This window comes from Pseudomonas sp. ADAK2, from assembly GCF_012935755.1.
Taxonomy (GTDB): Bacteria; Pseudomonadota; Gammaproteobacteria; order Pseudomonadales; family Pseudomonadaceae; genus Aquipseudomonas.
The window spans coordinates 2,274,452-2,293,352 of sequence record NZ_CP052862.1 but is presented as its reverse complement, the minus strand read 5'-3'; the positions used below and the strand labels follow the sequence as shown (position 1 = coordinate 2,293,352).

The window sequence follows — 18,901 nt, the reverse complement described above, 5'->3', positions numbered from 1 at the left end:
TGGCGCCACGTTTTAAAGCGGTTTGCACGTTGTAAACCCCTTATTTTTCAGCATTTTTTATAGAGGCACGGGATTACATGGAAATCGGTCTGCGCGAGTGGCTGATCGTCATCGGCATTATTGTCATTGCCGGTATTCTTTTCGATGGCTGGCGTCGCATGCGCGGCGGCAAGGGAAAACTTAAATTCCGTCTTGACCGAAGTCTGTCCAACCTGCCGGACGAGGACACCAGCGCCGAGCTGTTGGGCCCGCCTCGGGTGCTGGACACCCATAAAGAGCCGCAACTGGACGAGCACGATTTGCCGTCGGTGAGCATGCCGGCTCGGGAAACCCGTGAGTCGGGTTCCAAGCGCGGCAAGCGTGGCCATGGCGAGCCTTCCCAGGGCGACATGAACCTCAGCCTGGACCTGGACGGCGGCCCGAGCTTCAGCAGCCGTGACGACGACTTCCCGGATGACAGCAAGTCCTCGCCTGCGGTCAGCGACAAGGAACAACCGCAAGCCGAAGAAGTGCTGGTGATCAGCGTGATCTGCCGCGACGCTGCCGGCTTCAAGGGCCCGGCTCTGTTGCAGAACATTCTGGAAAGCGGCCTGCGCTTCGGCGAGATGGATATTTTCCACCGCCACGAAAGCATGGCAGGTAACGGCGAAGTACTGTTCTCCATGGCCAATGCGGTCAAGCCTGGCATCTTTGATCTGGACGACATCGACCATTTCAGCACCCCGGCGGTGAGCTTCTTCCTCGGCCTGCCAGGCCCGCGTCATCCGAAGCAAGCCTTCGACGTGATGGTGGCTGCGGCACGCAAGCTGTCCCAGGAGCTGAATGGTGAACTCAAAGACGACCAGCGCAGCGTGCTGACCGCCCAGACCATTGAGCACTACCGTCAGCGCATCGTTGAATTCGAACGTCGCGCCCTGACCCAGAAGCGTTGATCTGTAGGAGCCAGGCTTGCCGGCGAAGGCGATCTCCAATACCCCTTCGCCGGCAAGCCTGGCTCCTAGAATGATTTGTATAGATTGAGCAGCCTCGGCTGCTCTTTTGCTTTATGAGAGAACACCCATGACCGCCGCCAAAACCCGCATTCTAGAGCTGCGCGCTGAGCTGGATCAGCACAACTATCGCTATCACGTGATGGACGAGCCGAGCATTCCGGACGCCGAGTACGACCGGTTGTTCCACGAGCTCAAGGCCCTTGAAACGGCCAATCCCGAACTGATCACCAGCGACTCGCCGACCCAGCGCGTCGGCAGCGCAGCATTGTCGGCATTCACCCAGGTGCGCCACGAAGTGCCGATGCTCAGCCTCGGCAACGCCTTCGAAGAAACCGACATGCGCGAGTTCGATCGCCGGGTGACCGAAGGCCTCGACCTGCCGGCCGGCGACTTGTTCGGTGGCGGCGCGGCGGTGGAATACAGCTGCGAACCCAAGCTCGATGGCCTGGCGGTCAGCCTGTTGTATCAGGACGGCGTGCTGGTGCGCGGCGCCACGCGCGGCGACGGCACCACTGGCGAAGACATCAGCGTCAACGTGCGCACCGTGCGCAATATCCCGCTCAAGCTTCACGGCACCGGTTGGCCGGCGACCCTGGAAGTGCGCGGCGAAGTGTTCATGTCCAAGGCCGGTTTCGAACGGCTCAACGCCACGCAACTGGAGGTCGGCGGCAAGACCTTCGCCAACCCGCGTAATGCCGCGGCCGGCAGCTTGCGTCAGTTGGATTCGAAGATCACCGCCAACCGCCCGTTGGAGTTCTGCTGCTACGGCATCGGCCAGATTTCCGCTGATATTGCCGACACCCACATTGGCAATCTGAAGCAGCTTCAGGTCTGGGGTATGCCGATCAGCCATGAAATGAAGCTGGCTCACGGCATCGATGAATGCCTGGACTACTACCGCGACATCGGCGAGCGCCGTAACGCGCTGGGCTATGAAATCGATGGCGTGGTGTTCAAGGTCAACAGCATTGCTTCGCAGCGTGAGCTGGGTTTCCGCGCGCGCGAACCGCGCTGGGCGATTGCCCATAAATTCCCGGCGATGGAAGAGCTCACCGAGCTGCTCGACGTGGAATTCCAGGTTGGTCGGACGGGCGCGGTGACGCCGGTCGCGCGCTTGAAACCGGTCAAGGTCGCGGGCGTGACCGTGGCCAACGCAACGTTGCACAACATGGACGAAGTCGCGCGCTTGGGCTTGATGATTGGCGATACGGTGATCATCCGTCGCGCTGGCGATGTGATTCCGCAAGTAGTGCAAGTCGTGCTTGAGCGCCGTCCGGAGAATGCCCGACCGGTACAGATTCCCGAGAAGTGCCCGGTGTGCGGTTCCCATGTCGAGCGCACGCAACTGGTCAAGCGCAGCAAGGGCCGCGAGACCGTCAGCGAAGGCGCGGTGTACCGCTGCGTCGGGCGCCTGGCCTGCGGTGCGCAACTCAAGCAAGCGATCATCCACTTTGTCTCCCGTCGCGCCATGGACATCGAAGGCCTGGGCGACAAGAGCGTCGAGCAACTGGTCGACGAAGGCCTGGTGAGTTCGCCGGCCGATCTGTATGCCCTGAAGTTCGAAGACATTGTCGACCTGGAAGGCTTTGCGGAGCTGTCGAGCAAAAAACTGCTCGGCGCCATCGAAGACAGCAAGCAGCCAAGCCTGGCGCGCTTCATCTACGCCCTCGGTATTCCCGATGTCGGCGAAGAGACGGCCAAGGTACTGGCGCGCTCCCTGGGTTCGCTGGAGCGGGTTCAGCAGGCGTTGCCGCAAGTGCTGACGTACTTGCCGGATGTCGGTCTGGAAGTGGCTTACGAGATTCACAGTTTCTTTGAAGATGCGCATAACCGGCAGGTGATTGCGGATTTGCTCAAGCATGGTTTGCAGATTCAGGATCAGGGCGAGTTGGGCGCGGAGTTTTCCGCGAGCACCACGCTGGGCGGTTTCCTCGACAAGCTGCACATTCCTTCGGTGGGGCCGGGCGGGGCGCAGAAGCTGGCGGACAAGTTTGGCTCGTTGGAAGGGGTGTTCCAAGCGGATTGGCTGGATATGCGTCAGGCCTTGCCGGAGAAGCAGGCGAACTCGGTTCGGGATTTTTTCGCCGTTGAAGAAAATCGCCACATTGCTCAAGCCGCCGAGAAGCAGTTGCGTGATTTCGGCATGCACTGGTTGAGCGAAAAGAAAGTCGTCGAAGGTTTGCCGCTGGCCGGGCAGACCTGGGTGCTGACCGGTTCGCTCGAACTGATGAGCCGCGATGTGGCCAAGGACAAGCTTGAGAGCCTTGGGGCGAAGGTCGCGGGTTCGGTGTCGGCCAAGACCCATTGCGTGGTGGCGGGGCCGGGGGCGGGCTCCAAGTTGGCCAAGGCCAATGAACTGGGCTTGAAAGTGCTGGATGAAGAGGCGTTTGTCGAGTTTCTGAAGCAGCACGGTATTTCGGTCGAGTGATCGTTCCCACGCTCCGCGTGGGAATGCCGCCATGGACGCTCCGCGTCCCTGTGACGCGGAGCGTCACTTGAAGCATTCCCACGCAGAGCGTGGGAACGATCGGCTAGCTGAAATGATCTAGTCTTGGCACCCCTCAGGGAGAGTTCGCCATGTACCGTTTCTTCGAACAGCTCAGTTCCCGCATCGCCGCGCCCTTCATCGGCGAGAGCTCGCGCAACAGCAAGGTCTGGCATTGCCGCTGCGGGCAGTCGCTGTTCTTTCGCAACAGCCAGTGCCTGGCCTGCTCGGCGGCGTTGGGCTATCAGCCGGAACAAAGTCGTTTGTCCTCCCTGCAGCCCGGCCCGCAAGCGGACACTTGGTTGCTCGACGCCGATCCCGAGGCGGGTGTGTTTCGCCGTTGCGCCAATCTCGATACCCCGGCGGCCTGCAACTGGCTGCTGCCGGCCAACGACCACGATGCGCTGTGCATCGCCTGTAGCCTGAACCACACCATTCCTGATCTATCGATCCCCGAAAATCCTGAGCGCTGGCGCAAGGTCGAGACGGCCAAGCGGCGATTGGTCGCGCAACTGGTCAGCCTCGGTTTGCAAGTGATCCCGAAAACCGTGGACGAAAAAACCGGCCTGGCCTTCGATTTCATCGGCATCGACCTCGAAGGCAAGCCGCCGACCACCGGCCACGCAAACGGCCTGATCACCCTTGATATAAAAGAAGCCGACGACGCTCACCGCGAACAGGTTCGAGTGCAGATGCACGAACCCTATCGCACGCTGCTCGGGCACTTTCGCCATGAAGTCGGGCACTACTACTGGGACCGATTGATCGCTAACAGCCAATGGCTGGAGCCGTTTCGTGGGTTGTTCGGCGACGAGCGCGCCAGCTATGCCGATGCACTTGAGCGCCACTACCTACAAGGCGCGCCGCTGGACTGGCAGCAGCATTACGTCAGCGCCTACGCGACCATGCACCCCTGGGAAGACTGGGCCGAAACCTGGGCGCACTACCTGCACATGATGGACGCCGTGGACACCGCCCTGGGCTTTGGCATGAGCGCCCGGGAGATGGACTTCGATTACCAGCCATTCCCTTCCAGCACCCTCTATGACCCCCAGCATCCCGGCGGCGTGGCGTTCCTGTCGTTCGTCAATGCATGGATCGAACTGGCCGGCATGCTTAACGAGTTGTCCCGCAGCATGGGCCAGCCGGATTTCTATCCGTTCGTCCTGCCACCAGCGGTGATCGCCAAGCTGCACTTTATCCATCTGGTGATCCAGCAGGAGGGCGGTCGGGCGGATGAGGTGTTGGTGCAATAGGCACGACGCAACCTGTGTAGCAGCTGGCGAAGCCTGCGTTCGGCTGCGAAGCAGTCGTAAAATCCAGCGCCGCGGTTTTCCAGGCAAACTGTGTGTGCCTTATTAGCGACTGCTGCGCAGCCGAACGCAGGCTTCGCCAGCTGCTACACGGCGGGTTTTCGGGGACTTCGCATGTCCTTGACCTGATTCATATTTTTAATCTGGATCGAACGGTTGTAACTTCGTCTCAGATAGGTACAATGGCGCCGTTCGCCGTCAGGTGAATGTCGTTATGGTGACTCCATCGGTCCCCCCGCAACGATTACCCGTGAACCTGGTCAGATCCGGAAGGAAGCAGCCACAGCGGGAACATTGTGTGCCGGGGTGTGGCTGGTGGGGTTGCCTCCATAACGCCCATGTCCTCGGAGTCGAGGCTGGCGCGCGCAATACCCTTCGATACGCCTCTTTCTAAAATTCTTTTATTTCTGTTTGCCTGTTGCGCTGTCCTGTGGCGGTTTTGTCTCGCCTGCCGTTTGCGTATTCCGCGCTGCCGGCATCACCCGGCAGCTCGGAAAGACATTCGCTTTACGTTTTATTGCGGCTGAACAACTTGCGCACGAAGCCTGCAACCACCACCAGCCCTATGATCACGAACTTCTTCGCCGCCAGCAGGAAGATGCCGATCTTGGCAAACAACCCGGCCTTGGCCGCCAAACCGCCACCCACCAGTGCCGCCAGGCCATAAGACGCCAGTTTGTCGGTGGCAGGGCTGTAGTCGGTGTACAGGTTGCCGTCGGTGAAGTTGGTGAAGGCGATGACTTTCGGCAGTTCCTGCTTGATCATCGGCAGGTCCGCCATGGCGGCGACCGCGTTCAATTCCAGAACGCCTTTGCGACCGAGCACCCGAATGCTGTAGTTCAGTGTGCTGCCCTCGGCGTCGTCGGCTTTCAGCTCCCGCGCCCAGTACATTTTGTGGCTGGCTTCGTCGTAATGCGGTTGCTCGGCCCAGCCCAGCAGATGCAGAGCGGCATAGCCCTGCTTCTGGCGCTCTTTGTTGTCTTCTTCATCTTCTTCCTGCATTTGCTTGAGCAGGTCGGCGTAGTCGATTTTCGCCGCGTCTTCGTCGGAGACATGCCCGTCGTCCTTGTAGCTGACGATCACGCCCCAGCCGCTGGCGGTCAGCGGGTTCACGGCTTTGGGAATGATCATGCCCAAGGTCTCGTGGCCGGGCGGGTTGCCCCAACCTTCAGTCAGCAAGCGCTCGGTGTCTTTCGGATCGAGGTAGTAAAACTCGTCATTGAGTTTCATCGTCGCAATGCCGGAGGGCAGGGTGATGGTGCCGTGCTGCTTCTTGAGGCTGGCGAGAAACTGTTCGGGTGTTTGCTCGACCTGTGCCGCTTCAACGGGTGCTGGCTGGGCAGCTTTGGCCGCTTGTGCGGGGTTATGCAGGGCGCACAGCAGTGCAGCCATTAAGAATGGGCGGAGGTGTTTCATCGTAGTCCCTTACATTTTGAATTAATTTCGTGCAAGGATATCGGATGGCCATTATTGACGCACGCTCTTCGAGACTAATTCTGGCGTCCGGATAAACAAAAGGCAGGAATGTCGTTTTCGACAAACCTGCCTTTTTTATTACTGGCACTAAGGCTTGGACAAGGCCTGGTCAACCGCTGCGATCAGCTTTCCCAGATCCTTCGGGGTGGCTTTATGTATGACGCTGAACAGGTACGCCCGCTGCTCGTCTTCATCGCCCAAATCTGCGAAAAACGCTTTCAGCTTCACGCCCAGCACATCGGCAAGCAGGAACAATGCTTCCACGCTGGGGGTATAGGTGCCGGTTTCGAAGCGGCTGATGGTTTTGGGGTCAAAACCGGTTTTTTCGCCGAGTTCAGCCTGAGTAAGCCCCGCGACCTTGCGATAGCGTCGGATGGCCGGACCCAAACTTGAAATTTGCATCGCTCAATTCCCATTTAGAATCAAGAACTTAACGATAGATTTTTGCATTAGACAACTGCATGATCCATCACCTTGCTTTGCAAAATGTGATGCATTTCGTAGAATCGCCGCTCGAAGGGGGCATTTGGTGACCTGCTTTCAGAAGTTGAGGCGATAAGAAACAGCCTGCATTGCGTTCCAATGTCGGCTGTGCGGAGAAGCCAAGCGTGGCTCGGATGCCTTGCAAAACGTTACCTGGGTCGCTGTTTGCAGCTTGCCCGAGGCCTTTTAGCCTAGTTGATCTTCTGCTGTCCCGGGGCCATCAACTGCTGTCCATGGAGTGATTACGTGTCTCTGCGCAGTCCGTCTCAAAACATCTCTTCCGGGCATTGTGCGCTGGTCGAGCGGTACCACCGCTAGCGACAACGAGCCTTCCTCATGGATGAGAAATACCGCAGGGCCGTGGACGCCGCCGCCATCTTTTCCGAGACGGATCTGAGCGGCCGGATCACTTACGTCAATGACCAGTTCTGCGCCATCTCCGGCTATAGCCGCGAGGAACTGATCGGGCAGAACCATCGCCTGCTCAATTCCGGCCTGCACTCCGCCGATTTCTTCGCCGGCCTGTGGCGCACCATCGCCCTGGGCAGCGTCTGGAAAGGCGAGATCTGCAATCGGGCCAAGGATGGCAGCCTCTACTGGGTCGACAGCACCATGGTGCCGGTGCTCGACGAAGTCACTGGGCGAGTCGACCGCTACTTGTCGATCCGTTTCGACATCAGCGAAAAACGCCAACTGCTGCATTCCCTGCAATGGCGGGTCGGGCATGACGTGCTCACGGGATTGCCCAATCGCGCATTTCTCTCAGACCTGCTGGATCAGGCGCTGGAGTTCTCGCGCCAGGAAAACATTCCGCTGGCGGTGTGCATGCTCGACCTCGACGGCTTCAAGGCGGTCAACGATGGCTACGGTCATGCCAGCGGCGATTTGCTGCTGGTGGAAGTGGCCAAGCGATTGCGCGCGATCGTGCGCGGCGAGGACGTGGTGGCGCGACTCGCCGGTGACGAGTTTGTGCTGGTGTTGCGTTACGTTCGGGATCTGCCGGAGTTGCGCGCGGCGCTGAATCGGGTGCTGGGGGCGATTTCGGCGCCGTATTCGCTGCACGGCAAGGACATTAATGTGTTCGCCAGCATCGGCGTGACCCTGTTCCCTTACGACAACGAAGATGCCGAAACCCTGTTGCGCCATGCCGATCAGGCGATGTACGTGGCCAAACAGCGCGGACGTAACCGGTTTCACCTGTTCGATGTCTCCCGCGACCAGGAAGTCAAAGCCACCCATCAGACTGTCGAGCGAGTCCGCCAGGCCCTGGCCGCTGGCGAGTTGCGCCTGCATTTTCAGCCCAAGGTGAACATGCGTCGTGGCGAGGTCGTCGGTTTCGAGGCGTTGTTGCGCTGGGAGCATCCGCAAAACGGCCTGGTGCTGCCGCGGGATTTCCTGCCGCTGGTGGAGGAAACGGACCTGATCATCGACATTGGTGAATGGGTGATGGATCAGGTCCTGGCGCAACTGCACCGTTGGCAGCAGGCGGGGCAGGGCTGGCCGATCAGCATCAACATTGCGGCGCGACATTTTCAGCGGGCGGACTTTGTCGAGCGGCTCAGGCAGGTGCTGGCCCGGCATGCCCAAGTGGCCCCGCAACTGCTGGACCTGGAAATCGTCGAGTCGGTGGCCGTGGAGAATATCCAGCATGTCAGCGCCTGTTTACAGGCCTGCCAGGCGCTCGGGGTGCAATTTTCGCTGGGGGATTTCGGCACCGGTTATTCGTCCCTGAGCTATCTCAAGCGCCTGCGCACGCAGACGATCAAGATCGATAAATCCTTTGTTCGCGACATTCTTCACGACCGTGACGACCTGGCCCTGACCACCGCAGTGATCGGCCTGGCCCGGGCGTTTGGCCGTCAAGTGATTGCCGAGGGCCTGGAAAGTGTCGAGCATGGCCTACTGTTGTTGCAGCTCGGCTGTGAAGTGGCCCAGGGCTATTTCATTGCCCGGCCGATGCCGCCCGCCGAGGTGCCGGATTGGGTCGCCGGGTTTGTTGCGCCGACGCAGTGGCAGACGCTGGATCAGGTGGGCTGACGTTCAAGGCGTTGCGGGCTCGTTGCCGATGTAGAGCCCGATAATGTCATCGATCTCCCCGGACATTTTCATCCGCAACAAGGTGCGCAAAATCCGCTGCACCGGCACTTTCGGATCGTTGCGCACATAGCAGCCGACATTCTGCTCCTGCAGCACCGCCACCGCTTGCAGTTGTCGACCGGGCATCAGGCGCTGGTTGAACCAGTCCAGGGTCCATTGGTTGCTGACAGCGTAGCGCGAGCGTCCGGCCAAAAGTTTATCCAGCACCTGTTCCTGGTTGCGCGCGTCTTCGCGTTGCAACTGGCCGGAATCGAACAGCGGTTGCAGCGTCGGGTAAATGTAGCCAAGCACGGTGCCGATGGTTTCGTGTCGCAGATCGGCGGGGGCGACTGACGTAGGCGCGCCGTTGCGGCTGACCAGCAGGTCCCGTTGCAGAAACAGCGGAATGCTCCAGATGTAATCCCCGGACTGGTTGGGCTGCCATGATTGCGCGGCATAACAGCGCACATCGACCTCGCCGTGCTCCATGGCGTTCTGCACGCGAGCCCGCGGCAACACATGAAACTCGGCCGGCACACCGACCTGGGTCGAGAGGCTGAGCATGACGTCATACAGGATGCCCTGGGTTGGTCGACCGCGCTCCAGTTGCACCATCGGCATCGCCCAACTGTCGGCCATCACGTAGCGCACAGGCGCGTCGGCGGCCGTGACGTTCAGGCTGATTAACAACAATGCCCCCAAGGCCAACCGCATAAACGCTCCGGTACTGATGAACCCCGAGCCGAAAATAGCCCCCCAAAGTGCAGCTTAGCCAGATTAGACGAGCACACCGGATGCAATTTCGGGCCTGCTCCGCTAGCATTAGCCGCTTCTGCTTCCCAGTGGCGATGGTTTTCGATGAGTTATCAGGTTCTTGCACGTAAATGGCGTCCGCGCTCGTTCCGCGAAATGGTCGGCCAGACCCATGTGCTCAAGGCTCTGATCAATGCCTTGGACAGCCAGCGGCTGCACCACGCTTACCTGTTTACCGGTACGCGCGGGGTCGGCAAGACCACCATCGCACGAATCATTGCCAAATGCCTGAACTGTGAAACAGGTATCACTTCAACGCCCTGCGGCGAGTGCTCGGTGTGCCGCGAGATCGATGAGGGGCGCTTTGTCGACCTGATCGAGATCGACGCCGCGAGCCGGACCAAGGTCGAGGACACCCGCGAACTGCTCGACAACGTGCAGTACGCCCCGAGCCGCGGGCGCTTCAAGGTCTACCTGATCGACGAAGTGCACATGCTCTCCAGCCATTCCTTTAATGCGCTGCTGAAAACCCTCGAAGAGCCGCCGCCCTACGTCAAGTTCATCCTGGCGACCACCGATCCGCAGAAACTTCCGGCAACGATTCTTTCGCGGTGCCTGCAGTTCTCGCTGAAGAACATGACCCCGGAACGAGTGGTCGAGCATTTGACCCACGTCCTGGGTGTCGAACAGGTGCCGTTCGAGGATGACGCACTGTGGTTGCTCGGCCGCGCCGCCGACGGCTCGATGCGTGACGCCATGAGCCTGACCGACCAGGCCATCGCCTTTGGTGAAGGCAAGGTCATGGCCGCCGATGTGCGGGCGATGCTTGGCACGCTCGATCACGGCCAGGTATTCGATGTCCTGCATTCGTTGATCGAAGGCGACGCCAAGGCGTTGCTCGAGGCCGTGCGTCACCTGGCCGAGCAAGGCCCGGACTGGAACGGCGTGCTCTCGGAAATTCTCAACGTGCTGCACCGCGTCGCCATCGCCCAGGCTTTGCCGGAAGGCGTCGATAACGGCCACGGCGATCGTGACCGGGTACTGGCGCTGGCCCAGGCGTTGCCGGCCGAAGACGTACAGTTTTATTACCAGATGGGCCTGATCGGTCGGCGCGACTTGCCGCTGGCACCGGACCCGCGCGGTGGTTTCGAAATGGTCCTGCTGCGCATGCTGGCGTTCAGGCCGGCGGATACGGCGGACGCTCCGAGGCAGCCGCTAAAGCCAGTGGGGATCAGCCAGGCCACAGTTGATTCCGCAAACTCAGTGGCTGCCGCGCCTAACGTTGCGCCGGTAGTCGCTGCGGCAGTTGCCCCGGTTGTTGCTGCGCCGGTTGTTGAACCGACGCCAGTCCCTGCGCCGGAACCGGTTGCGCCCGTGATCGTGCCCGAGCCTGTGGTTGAGGCGGTCGCGGTCGAAGCCGTCGTCGATCTGCCGTGGAATGACCCGGTCGAGCCTGAAGTTATCCAGCAGCCGGCCATCGAGCCGGTGCTGGAAACCGCCGCCGAACAACCCGAATTGCCACCGATGCCGATGCCCACGCCTGACAGCGTGGTGCCGGACGCGCCGGAGTGGGCCGCTGCGCCGATCCCGGAACCGTCCGTGGCCGAGGTCGATGCCGCCACGCCGGGCGTCGATCTGGATGACGAGCCGCCGCTGGATGAAGATTACATCGAGCCGGACATCGATTCGGCCTATAGCTATCTCGATGAACTGGCCAGCGAACATACCGCCGAGCCGGCGCCGGAACCCGAGCCAGAACCCGCTGCGGCACCGGCCACCGGTCTGGCGCTGCAATGGCTGGAGCTGTTCCCGAAACTGCCGATCTCGGGCATGACCGGCAGCATCGCCGCCAACTGCACGCTGATCGCCGTCGATGGCGACAACTGGCTGTTGCACCTGGACCCGGCCCACAGCGCCTTATTCAACGCGACCCAGCAACGTCGTTTGAATGATGCGCTGAACCAGTTCCACGGGCGTACGCTGAGCCTGAGCATGGAACTGATCAAGCCCGAGCAGGAAACCCCGGCCCAGGCCGCGTCCCGCCGTCGGGTGAATCGCCAGCGCGAGGCCGAGGAGTCGATCCACGGTGATCCGTTCATCCAGCAAATGATGCAGCAGTTCGGTGCGGTGATCCGTAACGATACTATTGAACCTGTCGAAGCCCTGGTCAGTCAGGGCTAATAACTGAAGGCATTCGGCCGCATGGGCCGGGCGCCGTTTTTATCCAAGTACTTTGAGGTGATTACCATGATGAAGGGTGGCATGGCCGGCCTGATGAAGCAGGCGCAGCAGATGCAGGAAAAAATGGCCAAGATGCAGGAAGAACTGGCCAATGCCGAAGTCACCGGTAAGGCCGGCGGCGATATGGTCACCGTGGTGATGACCGGTCGTCACGACGTCAAGCGCGTGACCATCGACCCAAGCCTGGTAGAAGGCCTGAGCGAAGACGACAAAGAGATGCTGGAGGCCGTGTTCGCCGCCGCCGTCAACGATGCCGTGCGCAAGATCGAAGCCAACAGCCAGGACAAAATGTCCGGCGTGACCGCTGGCATGCAACTGCCACCGGGTATGAAACTGCCATTCTGATTCGCCAACGCGCGTCGGATGAGCTACAAAAAAATGCCAGGCATCGCGCCTGGCATTTTTGTTTCCGGCGCACGATCTGTGGCAGAAACATCGAACGCCCAACCCTCACCAAGGTCTGCACCCTATACCGCTGAATTCATCGATCACAGGAGACGCTCACATGCCACAAGCATTGACCCTCAACCAACGTATCGTCCTGGTGTCGCGCCCGGTGGGCGCGCCGACCCCGGAGAATTTTCGCCTGGAGCGCGTCGCGCTGCCGGACTTGGCCGACGGTCAGGTGTTGCTCAAGACCCTTTACCTGTCCCTCGATCCCTACATGCGCGGACGCATGAGTGATGCGCCGTCCTACGCCGCGCCGGTGGAAATCGACGAGGTGATGACCGGAGGCGCGGTCAGCCGCGTCGAGCATTCGCTCAATCCCAAGTTCCACGAAGGCGATCTGGTGGTCGGTTCCACCGGTTGGCAGAGCCACAGCATCAGCGATGGGCGCAACATCATTCCGATCCCGTCCGGTTTGCCGAGCCCGTCGATGGCACTGGGCGTGTTGGGCATGCCGGGCATGACGGCCTATATGGGCCTGATGGACATTGGCCAGCCCAAGGCCGGCGAAACCCTGGTGGTCGCCGCGGCGTCCGGCGCGGTGGGTTCGGTGGTCGGCCAAGTGGCGAAGATCAAAGGCCTGCGCGTGGTCGGTATCGCCGGCGGTGCGGACAAGTGCCGCTACGTGGTCGAGGAGCTGGGCTTCGACGCCTGCATCGACCACAAGAGCCCGGACTTTGCCAATGACCTGGCCATGGCGTGCCCCAAGGGCGTCGACATCTACTACGAAAACGTCGGCGGTAAGGTCTTCGATGCGATCGTGCCGCTGCTCAACGCCAAGGCGCGGATTCCGCTGTGTGGCCTGATCGCTGGGTACAACGCTCATGAAGCGCCGAGCGGGCCGGATCGCCTGCCGCAATTGCAGCGCACCTTGCTGACCAAGCGCGTGCGCATTCAGGGCTTTATCGTGTTTGATGACTACGGTGATCGTCAGCCGGAATTTGTCAGTGCCATGGCGCCGTGGGTGCGCGACGGCAAGGTCAAGTTCCGCGAAGACATCGTCGAGGGCCTGGAGCAGGCGCCCGAGGCGTTCATCGGTCTGCTGGAAGGACGCAACTTCGGCAAACTGGTGGTGCGGGTCGCCCAGGACTGAGTATTTGACGCTGGCCAGAGGCGCGGGTATAAACCGCGTCTCGTTGTTTTGTCGGACTTTTCCCCATGAGCTTCAGCCCTCTGATTCGCCAACTGATCGATGCCCTGCGAACGTTGCCGGGCGTGGGTCAGAAAACCGCCCAGCGCATGGCGTTGCAACTGCTCGAGCGCGATCGCAGCGGCGGCTCGCGCCTGGCGCTGGCCCTGAGCCAGGCCATGGAAGGGGTCGGTCATTGTCGCTTGTGCCGCACGCTGACCGAAGACGACCTGTGCCCGCAATGCGCCGACAACCGCCGTGATGACACCTTGCTCTGCGTGGTGGAAGGGCCGATGGACGTCTACGCCGTGGAGCAGACCGGTTTCCGTGGTCGCTATTTCGTGCTCAAGGGCCATTTGTCGCCGCTCGACGGTCTCGGGCCAGAGGCTATCGGCATTCCGCAATTGCTGGCGCGGATCGAAGAGGCGGGCACCTTTACCGAAGTCATCCTCGCCACCAACCCGACGGTGGAAGGCGAAGCCACGGCACATTACATCGCCCAGTTGCTCAGCAACAAAGGCTTGATCGCCTCGCGCATCGCCCATGGCGTGCCGTTGGGTGGCGAGCTGGAGCTGGTGGATGGCGGGACGTTGGCGCATTCGTTTGCGGGGCGTAAGCCGATCGCGTTGTAGCGCCTGAACGGGCCCCTTCGCGGGCTCCTCGGTCCATCTGATCCACACAATCCTGTTGAAAACCAAGCAAGCGCTCGGTTAACTTCGCTGAACCCTTCAGTGGAGCTCGCCGATGCCTGCCTTTCAGGAATACTTCGACCCCAGCCACCAATTGGTCCGCGACAGCGTCAGGCGTTTCGTCGAGCGCGAGATTTTGCCGGACATTGACCAGTGGGAAGAGGCCGAAAGCTTTCCCCGGGAGCTGTACCTCAAGGCTGGAGCCGCCGGGATTCTCGGCATCGGATACCCCGAAGCCCTGGGCGGCAGTCATGAAGGTGATCTGTTCGCCAAGGTCGCCGCCAGCGAAGAGCTGATGCGCTGCGGCTCCGGAGGGTTGGTCGCCGGCCTCGGTTCGCTGGACATCGGACTGCCGCCGATCCTCAAGTGGGCCCGTCCTGAAGTCCGTGATCGGGTCGTGCCACAGGTGTTGTCCGGCGAGAAAATCAGCGCCCTGGCCATCACCGAACCCAGCGGCGGCTCCGATGTGGCCAACCTGCAAACCCGCGCCGTGCGTGACGGCGACTTCTACCGGGTCAGCGGCAGTAAAACCTTCATCACCAGCGGCGTCCGCGCGGATTTCTATACGGTGGCGGTGCGCACCGGCGAGCCCGGTTTCGGCGGCATCAGCCTGTTGTTGATCGAGAAGGGCACACCCGGTTTCACGGTCGGGCGGCAGTTGAAGAAAATGGGCTGGTGGGCGTCGGACACGGCTGAATTGTTCTTCGACAATTGCCAGGTGCCTGTAGGAAATCTGATCGGCGCCGAGAACATGGGCTTCGCCTGCATCATGGGCAACTTCCAGAGCGAACGCCTGGCCCTGGCGCTAATGGCCAACATGACCGCGCAACTGGCGCTGGAGGAGAGCCTGAAATGGGCACGGCAGCGCGAAGCTTTCGGTAAACCGATCGGCAAGTTCCAGGTGCTCAAGCACCGCCTCGCCGAAATGGCCACGGCGCTGGAAGTCTCACGGGAATTCACCTACCGCCAGGCGGCGAAAATGGCGGCGGGGCAGAGCGTGATCAAAGAGATTTCCATGGCCAAGAATTTCGCCACGGACACGGCGGATCGCATCACCACGGATGCGGTGCAGATTCTGGGAGGGCTGGGGTATATGCGTGAAAGTCTGGTGGAGCGGTTGTATCGGGATAACCGGATACTGTCGATTGGCGGCGGGACGCGGGAAGTGATGAACGAGATCATCAGCAAGCAGATGGGGCTTTGACGCCCGATCATTCCCACGCAGAGCGTGGGAACGATCGAGCGGTGGCGCCTTACTGCTCGCTCAACGCAAACTGCGTCAGGCAGAAGGTAGGGATGCCCATATCTTCCAGCCGCTGCGATCCACCCAGCTCCGGCAAATCAATAATCGCCGCCGCTTCATGCACCCGCGCACCCATGCGCCGAATCAGGTTCGCCGCCGCGATCAAGGTACCGCCGGTCGCGATCAGGTCATCGAACATCACCACCGAATCACCTTCGCACAAGCTGTCGGCATGCACTTCGAGGAACGCTTCGCCATACTCGGTCGCGTAACCCTCGGCCAGCACGTCCGCCGGCAGTTTGCCTTGCTTGCGGAACAGCACCAACGGCTTGTTCAACTGATACGCCAACACCGAACCGATCAGGAAGCCACGGGCGTCCATTGCGCCAATGTGCGTGAAGTCGGCCTCGACGTAACGGTGGGCAAAAGTGTCCATCACCAGGCGCAGGGCCGTGGGCGATTGGAACAGCGGGGTGATATCGCGAAAGATCACGCCCGGCTTGGGGAAGTCGATCACGGGGCGGATCAGGGATTTGATGTCGAAGGAGTCGAAGACCATCGTCGAGTTGTCCTGGCAGGCTGCAAACGACGCAGTATAACGGCGGCTGAACCGTTTCGCTCAGCCGCAATTGCACTAGTCAGTCGAGAGAGCCGCCGGCCAGGGCGCACAGCTGGATCGGGTCAAGAATATGGATCTCCTTACCCTCGGCGGCGATCAGTTCGTTTTGCTGGAAGCGCGTGAACACCCGGGATACGGTTTCCACCGCCAGACCCAGGTAGTTGCCGATTTCGTTGCGCGACATGCTCAGGCGGAACTGGTTGGCCGAGAAACCGCGAGCGCGGAAGCGTGCGGACAGGTTGACCAGGAACGTGGCGATGCGCTCGTCGGCAGTTTTCTTCGACAGCAACAGCATCATTTGCTGATCGTCGCGAATCTCGCGGCTCATCACCCGCATCAACTGGCGACGCAGTTGCGGCAGTTGTATGGACAGTTCGTCGAGGCGTTCGAAAGGAATTTCGCAAACCGAGGTGGTTTCCAGCGCTTGCGCCGACACTGGGTGTTTTTCCGTGTCCATGCCTGACAGGCCGACCAGTTCGCTCGGCAAGTGGAAACCGGTGAGCTGTTCTTCACCGCCATCGCTGAGGCTGAAGGTCTTCAGGGCGCCGGAGCGAACTGCATAAACGGAATCGAACGTGTCGCCCTGGCGGAACAGAAACTCGCCTTTTTTCAGTGGGCGACCACGTTTAACGATGTCGTCTAGCGCATCCATGTCTTCCAGATTCAGAGAAAGTGGCAAGCAGAGGGGGGCCAGGCTGCAATCCTTGCAATGGGCCTGGCTGTGAGCGCGCAGTTTGACTGGCTCGGACATTTCTTCAATCCTTGTGGGAAAACACACATAAGCCGTAAGGGTAACTCACGGGAGGACATTCAGGCCAGCGCGCGGCGAATTTGCCGCAGGCGCGTAAAGCCTGCGGTCGGACGGCCGATAACCTGTCTACTGATCGCTTGCGAGGAACTGCATTCATGTCCGCCATTGGCACGTTGAATCCCGGCAATAGCGGTTTGTCGGCGTTGCTCGATACCTCGAAAATTGCGCCGGTCGATGAGTCGGACGTCACCTTGGCGCCCGTTGAAACCCCGACCAGAGTCGAAGGCATCAAAGTCTCGCTGTCCGGTGCCGGGATTGAAAAAGCCGCCGGGTCCAAGGGTGATGACAGCGACATCGAACAAAGCGGCTTGCCGGAAAACATTCAACAGATCCTGAAAATGATTCGCAAATTGCAGCAGCAGATCGCCGAAAAGCTGGCCGAAATGCAGGCGGTGATGAAAGATAAACGTCTGAGCCCGGAAGAAATGAAGGCCAAGCTCGGCGCGTTGCAAGCGTTCATCAACAACCTCAACGGCGGTCTGATCGTCGCCAACAACGCGCTCAGCAAAGCCATGAAGCAGTCAGGCCTGACGCCGGAGCAAATCCTCAAGGCGGCGTCGCTGCTCATGAAATCCTAAATGACCCGCGAAAAGCGCTGACGATTCTGCTGCTCCAGGTACGCGTCGAAGACCATGCACACCGAGCGCACCAGCAGTCGCCCGGCTGGCAGTACGCTGATTCGCTCGCTGTCCAGTTCGATCAAGCCGTCCCTGGCCATCTCTTCCAGTTGCGGCCAGAGTTCGCTGAAGTAACCACGGAAATCGATGTTGAAGGTTTTCTCGATGGTGGCGAATTCCAAGGTGAAACTGCAGATCAGTTGCTGAATTACCGCTCGTCGCAGTCGATCGTCGGCATTGCACAGCAGGCCACGATTGGTCGCCAGTTGCGCCGAGGCCAGGGTGTTTTGGTACAGGTTCAGGTCGCTGGTGTTCTGGCAGTACAAATCGCCAATCTGGCTGATGGCCGACACGCCGAGACCGATCAAGTCGCAATGACCATGAGTGGTGTAGCCCTGGAAGTTGCGTTGCAGGGTCGATTCTTCCTGGGCAATCGCCAGTTCGTCATCGGGCAGGGCGAAGTGGTCCATGCCGATGTAGCGGTAGCCGGCCTTGGTCAGCTGTTCGATGGTGCCTTGGAGCATTTCCAGTTTTTGCGCCGGCGTCGGCAGTTCGTTGCTGTTGATCCGCCGTTGCGGCATGAAGCGTTCCGGCAGGTGCGCGTAGTTGAACACCGAGAGCCGGTCCGGTTGCAGAGCGATGACTTCATCGACCGTGCGGGCGAAATTCTCCGGCGTCTGGCGCGGCAGACCGTAGATCAGGTCGATGTTGATCGAGCGAAACTGCAAGGTTCGCGCGGCGTCGATCACGGCACGGGTTTCTTCCAGGCTTTGCAGGCGATTGACCGCGCGTTGCACCGCCGGGTCGAGGTCTTGCAGGCCGATGCTGACCCGGTTGAAGCCCAGTTCCCGGAGCAGGCCCATGGTTGACCAGTCGGCTTCCCGGGGATCAATCTCGATGCCGTAGTCGCCAGAATCATCGTCCAGCAGATTGAAATGCTTGCGCAACTGCGCCATCAACTGGCGCAGTTCGTCGTGGCTGAGAAAGGTCGGGGTGCCGCCGCCGAAATGCAGTTGCTCGACTTTCTGTGCCGGGTCGAGGTGACAGGCGATCAACTGGATCTCCTGCTCCAGACGTTGCAAATAGGGGAGTGCGCGACCGCGGTCCTTGGTGATGACTTTGTTGCAGGCGCAGTAGTAGCAAATGTTCGCGCAGAACGGCACATGCACATACAACGACAACGGGCGCAGGGCTTTACGGCTGTCGCGCAGGGCATGGAACAGGTCGAACGTGCCAACCTGGCTGGTGAATTGAACGGCGGTCGGGTACGAGGTGTAGCGCGGCCCCGACAGGTCGTAACGGCGAATCAGGTCTGTGTCCCAACGAATGGCGTCGAGCATGCGGGCGTTCCCCCGGATAGGCTTGCAGTGGCTGCGAGTCTATGGGGTGCGGCGTTAGGGCATCTTGATTTGCGTCAACGGTGTCATTGCCAACCATCGCCCTGTAGCAGCTGCCGAGCCTGCGAGGCTGCGTTCGGCGGCGAAGCCGTCGTGAAATCAGGCAGTGCGGTGTATCAGATGATCCGGG

Annotated in this window: 16 protein-coding genes and 1 other RNA gene; 11 read left to right on the top strand and 6 right to left on the bottom strand. The window is 60.5% G+C overall.

All coding sequences use genetic code 11. From position 1 onward, the window contains the following. Window positions 1–77 precede the first annotated feature (77 nt). The 4 genes from zipA (at window position 78) to ffs (ending at window position 5,111) form a co-directional block, all read left to right on the top strand. Entirely contained in the window at window positions 78–932 is an 855-nt protein-coding gene (zipA, locus tag HKK52_RS10650) for a cell division protein ZipA (protein WP_169370790.1), read from the top strand. 127 nt (window positions 933–1,059) lie between these two features. Next, window positions 1,060–3,420, top strand: a complete 2,361-nt coding sequence (gene ligA, locus HKK52_RS10645; protein WP_169370789.1) for an NAD-dependent DNA ligase LigA — start codon at window positions 1,060–1,062, stop codon at window positions 3,418–3,420. A gap of 149 nt (window positions 3,421–3,569) precedes the next feature. Continuing rightward, window positions 3,570–4,733 (top strand): zinc-binding metallopeptidase family protein, encoded by a 1,164-nt coding sequence (locus HKK52_RS10640; protein ID WP_169370788.1) that lies wholly within the window; start codon window positions 3,570–3,572, stop codon window positions 4,731–4,733. Between the two features lie 281 nt (window positions 4,734–5,014). Continuing rightward, window positions 5,015–5,111, top strand: an RNA gene (gene ffs, locus HKK52_RS10635) — signal recognition particle sRNA small type. A 186-nt stretch (window positions 5,112–5,297) separates the two neighbouring features. Here ffs and HKK52_RS10630 read toward each other — a convergent pair. Continuing rightward, complete coding sequence (locus HKK52_RS10630; RefSeq protein WP_169370787.1) at window positions 5,298–6,206, bottom strand: DUF2167 domain-containing protein; 909 nt, start codon at window positions 6,204–6,206, stop codon at window positions 5,298–5,300. Window positions 6,207–6,353: 147 nt separating this feature from the next. Beyond that, a complete protein-coding gene (locus tag HKK52_RS10625; RefSeq protein ID WP_007933342.1) occupies window positions 6,354–6,668 on the bottom strand; it encodes a helix-turn-helix domain-containing protein in 315 nt (104 codons plus the stop codon). Between the two features lie 417 nt (window positions 6,669–7,085). Between HKK52_RS10625 and HKK52_RS10620 the strand changes: the two genes are divergently transcribed. After that, window positions 7,086–8,786 (top strand): putative bifunctional diguanylate cyclase/phosphodiesterase, encoded by a 1,701-nt coding sequence (locus tag HKK52_RS10620; RefSeq protein WP_169370786.1) that lies wholly within the window; start codon window positions 7,086–7,088, stop codon window positions 8,784–8,786. A 3-nt stretch (window positions 8,787–8,789) separates the two neighbouring features. Here HKK52_RS10620 and HKK52_RS10615 read toward each other — a convergent pair whose 3' ends face one another. Further along, entirely contained in the window at window positions 8,790–9,539 is a 750-nt protein-coding gene (locus HKK52_RS10615) for a substrate-binding periplasmic protein (RefSeq protein WP_169370785.1), read from the bottom strand. Window positions 9,540–9,683: 144 nt separating this feature from the next. Between HKK52_RS10615 and dnaX the strand changes: the two genes are divergently transcribed. The 5 genes from dnaX (at window position 9,684) to HKK52_RS10590 (ending at window position 15,288) form a co-directional block, all read left to right on the top strand. Then, complete coding sequence (dnaX, locus tag HKK52_RS10610; protein WP_169370784.1) at window positions 9,684–11,759, top strand: DNA polymerase III subunit gamma/tau; 2,076 nt, start codon at window positions 9,684–9,686, stop codon at window positions 11,757–11,759. Between the two features lie 66 nt (window positions 11,760–11,825). Next, window positions 11,826–12,164, top strand: coding sequence for a YbaB/EbfC family nucleoid-associated protein (locus HKK52_RS10605; RefSeq protein WP_007905413.1), 339 nt, complete (start codon window positions 11,826–11,828; stop codon window positions 12,162–12,164). A 160-nt stretch (window positions 12,165–12,324) separates the two neighbouring features. Next, the gene (locus tag HKK52_RS10600; protein WP_169370783.1) at window positions 12,325–13,359 is read left to right on the top strand and encodes an NADP-dependent oxidoreductase; all 1,035 of its coding nucleotides are present in this window, start codon (window positions 12,325–12,327) and stop codon (window positions 13,357–13,359) included. A 65-nt stretch (window positions 13,360–13,424) separates the two neighbouring features. Beyond that, window positions 13,425–14,027 (top strand): recombination mediator RecR, encoded by a 603-nt coding sequence (gene recR, locus HKK52_RS10595; protein ID WP_133836727.1) that lies wholly within the window; start codon window positions 13,425–13,427, stop codon window positions 14,025–14,027. 112 nt (window positions 14,028–14,139) lie between these two features. Further along, the gene (locus tag HKK52_RS10590; protein WP_169370782.1) at window positions 14,140–15,288 is read left to right on the top strand and encodes an acyl-CoA dehydrogenase family protein; all 1,149 of its coding nucleotides are present in this window, start codon (window positions 14,140–14,142) and stop codon (window positions 15,286–15,288) included. Window positions 15,289–15,337: 49 nt separating this feature from the next. Here the strand turns inward: HKK52_RS10590 and HKK52_RS10585 are convergent, their stop codons facing one another. After that, the gene (locus HKK52_RS10585; RefSeq protein WP_133836729.1) at window positions 15,338–15,886 is read right to left on the bottom strand and encodes an adenine phosphoribosyltransferase; all 549 of its coding nucleotides are present in this window, start codon (window positions 15,884–15,886) and stop codon (window positions 15,338–15,340) included. Between the two features lie 79 nt (window positions 15,887–15,965). Beyond that, on the bottom strand, window positions 15,966–16,697 hold the full coding sequence (gene fnr / locus HKK52_RS10580; RefSeq protein WP_169370781.1) for a fumarate/nitrate reduction transcriptional regulator Fnr: 732 nt from the start codon (window positions 16,695–16,697) through the stop codon (window positions 15,966–15,968). A 155-nt stretch (window positions 16,698–16,852) separates the two neighbouring features. Here fnr and HKK52_RS10575 point away from each other — a divergent pair, with 155 nt between their 5' ends. Beyond that, window positions 16,853–17,335 carry a hypothetical protein gene (locus HKK52_RS10575; RefSeq protein ID WP_169370780.1) on the top strand — a complete coding sequence of 161 codons (483 nt, stop codon included), beginning with the start codon at window positions 16,853–16,855 and terminating at the stop codon, window positions 17,333–17,335. Here HKK52_RS10575 and hemN read toward each other — a convergent pair. Continuing rightward, on the bottom strand, window positions 17,332–18,714 hold the full coding sequence (gene hemN / locus HKK52_RS10570; protein WP_169370779.1) for an oxygen-independent coproporphyrinogen III oxidase: 1,383 nt from the start codon (window positions 18,712–18,714) through the stop codon (window positions 17,332–17,334). The genes HKK52_RS10575 and hemN overlap by 4 nt on opposite strands. Window positions 18,715–18,901 lie beyond the last annotated feature (187 nt).